The organism is Paramuribaculum intestinale (genome assembly GCF_003024925.1).
GTDB lineage: Bacteria > Bacteroidota > Bacteroidia > Bacteroidales > Muribaculaceae > Paramuribaculum > Paramuribaculum intestinale.
The window spans coordinates 1-3,024 of sequence record NZ_PUED01000238.1; the positions used below are offsets into that span (position 1 = coordinate 1).

Below are 3,024 nucleotides of genomic sequence, written 5' to 3' on the forward strand. Positions count from 1 at the left end.
GATAGTTATAGGGCATCCGCTGCGGAGCCGGCGCCGTGTAGCTCGACGCCGCTGCCGGAGGCGCAGGGCAGAGCGGCGCAGGCGGAGCGAAAAATTCCCGCAGCTCCTCCACTTCGCCGGCTGCCGTCCAGTCGGCAAGTCCCTGACGCCATATCGGAGTTTCGGGACGCGGACGGAGCGACACCAGCCGTTCGAGAGTCATCGGGCCAAGACGCTCGCCGGTAGTAGCGATCGCCCAGTATTGTACGTTATCCATGTAGGGCAAAATCAGAAAAATTTGGTTTCCGTTCCAAGTATCTCAGTGAGAAGATTGTTGGCCAGACGGCTGGCACCGATACGGAAATACTCGCTGCTGAGCCATTTCTCGCCAAGCACCTCCTTTACTATCGTGTAGTAGGCCACGGCCTCGTCGGCGGTAGTGACGCCTCCGGCCACTTTCAGTCCCACCATGCGTCCGGTCTTCTCGGCATACTCCTTTATTGCAAGCGCCATCACATAGGCCGCCTCAAGCGAAGCACCCGGGTATTCCTTTCCGGTAGAAGTCTTGATAAAATCGGCGCCCGAATACATGGCTATGACAGATGCATCGCGGATATTGCGCGCAGTCTTCAGCGCACCGGTTTCGAGGATCACTTTCAGCGAACGCTCACGGCAGGAATGCTTGATCTCGTCGAGATCATCAGCCACCTGCTCCCAGTCGCCATCGAGAAAATCGCCGAGATTGATCACCACGTCGATCTCGTCGGCACCGCCCTCCACGGCCAACGCCGTCTCGGCCACCTTCACTTCGGGGAAAGTCTGCGACGAAGGGAAACCGCCGGCCACACAGGCCACATTGACCCCGCTCACCTCAAGCACCGTGCGCACCACTTGCGCGAAATTGGGATATACGCAGATGGCGGCCACATTGGGCAGATCGCCATGCTCGTTCTCAAAATCATTTACCCGCTCTGTGAACGCCGCCACCGACTGCTGCGAATCGGTGGCCTTTAACGTCGTGAGGTCGATACAGCCGAAGAGCATCCGCATCACCTCCGGAGTCATATTCTCAGCCTTGTGTTCGGCTATGATTTTGGCCACTGCTTCGGCCACCTGTGAATCGTCGGTTGTCACGGCGCTTGCCGCCACCGTATCGTGATACTTGTCTGCCATATTGTCATTCTTTAAGTTTTGAATCTATTATTATCGTGACCGGGCCGTCATTGACCAGCTCCACCTGCATGTCGGCGCCGAACACTCCGGTCGCCGCAGTCTTTCCTGTCAGGCGCGTCACTTCGGAGCAATACGCCTCATACAGCGCCGTGGCCACGTCGTGACCCGCCGCACGGATATAGCTCGGGCGGTTGCCCTTGCGGGTCGACGCCGTAAGCGTGAACTGACTGACCGCCAGAACATCGCCTCCGACATCCGTCACCGAGCGGTTCATCACCCCGGCCTCATCGGCAAAGATACGCAGCGTCGTGGTCTTTGCCGCCAGCCATGCGGCATCGGCCGGTTCGTCGCCATGCTCGACACCGACGAGCACCATCAGCCCACGGCCGATTGAGCTGTGGAGCTCACCGCCTATGCTGACCGAAGCCCTTGTCACGCGCTGTATCACAATCCTCATGGCCTGCCGATCAGTAAAGATTGAATATCCGGTCCATCCGACGCCACTTTTCCGAAGAGGTGGCCTCGGCCGAAGCTTCCTGCACCTCGGCCATATAAGCTTCCCACTCCGCCTGACGCGGCAGAGTGGCCAGTCGCTCCATGGCTTCATCCCAATCGAAACCCTCCGGAGCCTCCACTATCATCACGAGCTGACGCCCGCAACGGTATATCTCCATTTCGAGTATTCCCACCGCACGGATGCCTTCGAGCACCTCGGGCCACACGTTGCCCCGGGCGTGGCGTCGCTCATATTCGCTGAAAAACTCGGGAGTGTCGCCCCGCAGCTCCATAGTGCGCACATAGCGCTTCGTGGAGCCGTCGAATCTCTTCACTTCGTATCCTTCGGTATTCATGTCGGAGAAAGTTGATCGATATTGTGGTGTCTATATATGTGAGTGCACACTGGTTATTAACGCTTCGGACGTGGCGATTTGTTTGGTCGAGCGTCGCGATACCTCGAAAGAGTATCGTACAGCCGAGGCAGATTGATCTCCCCGCCCTTGACCGACTTGCGCAGCTCACGCTCGTTGGAGCGCTGAGTCGGAGTGCGATAGGCGTCCCACAGCATGTCGACCACACGGATCGCATCCCTGTTGGTGGCCACACCATCCACCGCAAAATAATCGGCCTCGGCGATATCCTTTATGTTGCCGGCAGCAAACAGATCGAACAGCACTTTGTAACGGTCGCTCTTCAGGCTGCTCCGCCGCCATGTAGAATGCTCATTGAGATATTTCAGATCGGCTGCCTCATCCGTAGCCAGAGAGCCTTCGACCGGCTCTGCCACCAATGCCTGCGGGGCTGCGGCGGAGTCGGGAACTGCCACTGTCGAGGTGTCGGAGATTCCGACCACGGCCGCAGTATCGGGTTCGGCGGTCACCAATGCCGAATCCGACAGCAAATGCATCGGCACTCCGTCGTCGTGAGGCGTCACGCCACTCACATCGGTGCTCTCCATCGAGGCTATCGGATCAGTATCAGGAATAAGTCCCGGCAGATAGCGCACCGCCGCGAATCCTACGCCGAGAGCCACCAGCACGAGCAGTGCGAACACCCATCCGCTGCGGCGGCGATGTCGGCGCGACACCGCCGGTCCATGACCTGACGGCATATCGCCATCGGTTGCGCCGCTGTCGACGGCATCCGAGTCCTCAAGCCATCCGCGCAGATTGCGGCGGTCGGGCACAGCTGCCCTCGGAGGAACTGTGACGGTAAAATCGGGGAGCGGAGTGACCACCGGTGTGTCGCGCTGGAGCGTCTCACCCTTGCGGGTGGCCACCACAGTCGCCTCCACTATTGTTTCAGGCTCTGCAAGGCCGTCGCTCGACAGAAAATCGTCGATAAACCTGCCGACGTCGGCGTGCGACATATATC

At 59.1% G+C, this 3,024-nt stretch carries 5 protein-coding genes; all 5 read right to left on the reverse strand.

Features of this window, described 5'->3' with window-relative positions; all coding sequences use genetic code 11:
- Window positions 1-256, reverse strand: a 256-nt coding sequence (locus C5O24_RS12110) for a DUF4339 domain-containing protein (RefSeq protein ID WP_133165574.1), incomplete at its 3' end; no start/stop codon positions are given.
- An 11-nt stretch (window positions 257-267) separates the two neighbouring features.
- Complete coding sequence (gene deoC, locus C5O24_RS12115; protein ID WP_107036000.1) at window positions 268-1,152, reverse strand: deoxyribose-phosphate aldolase; 885 nt, start codon at window positions 1,150-1,152, stop codon at window positions 268-270.
- A 4-nt stretch (window positions 1,153-1,156) separates the two neighbouring features.
- On the reverse strand, window positions 1,157-1,609 hold the full coding sequence (gene dtd, locus C5O24_RS12120; RefSeq protein WP_107681896.1) for a D-aminoacyl-tRNA deacylase: 453 nt from the start codon (window positions 1,607-1,609) through the stop codon (window positions 1,157-1,159).
- Between the two features lie 10 nt (window positions 1,610-1,619).
- Window positions 1,620-2,003, reverse strand: coding sequence for an L-rhamnose mutarotase (locus C5O24_RS12125; RefSeq protein ID WP_107681897.1), 384 nt, complete (start codon window positions 2,001-2,003; stop codon window positions 1,620-1,622).
- 56 nt (window positions 2,004-2,059) lie between these two features.
- A partial coding sequence (locus C5O24_RS14130; protein WP_205961114.1) for a hypothetical protein occupies window positions 2,060-3,024 on the reverse strand: 965 nt, incomplete at its 5' end.

What these genes read in the sequence shown, in the direction of transcription:
- C5O24_RS12125 (WP_107681897.1), bottom strand. Translation starts at nt 2,003, where the DNA reads ATGAATACCGAAGGATACGAAGTGAAGAGATTCGACGGCTCCACGAAG.
- dtd (WP_107681896.1), bottom strand. Translation starts at nt 1,609, where the DNA reads ATGAGGATTGTGATACAGCGCGTGACAAGGGCTTCGGTCAGCATAGGC.
- deoC (WP_107036000.1), bottom strand. Translation starts at nt 1,152, where the DNA reads ATGGCAGACAAGTATCACGATACGGTGGCGGCAAGCGCCGTGACAACC.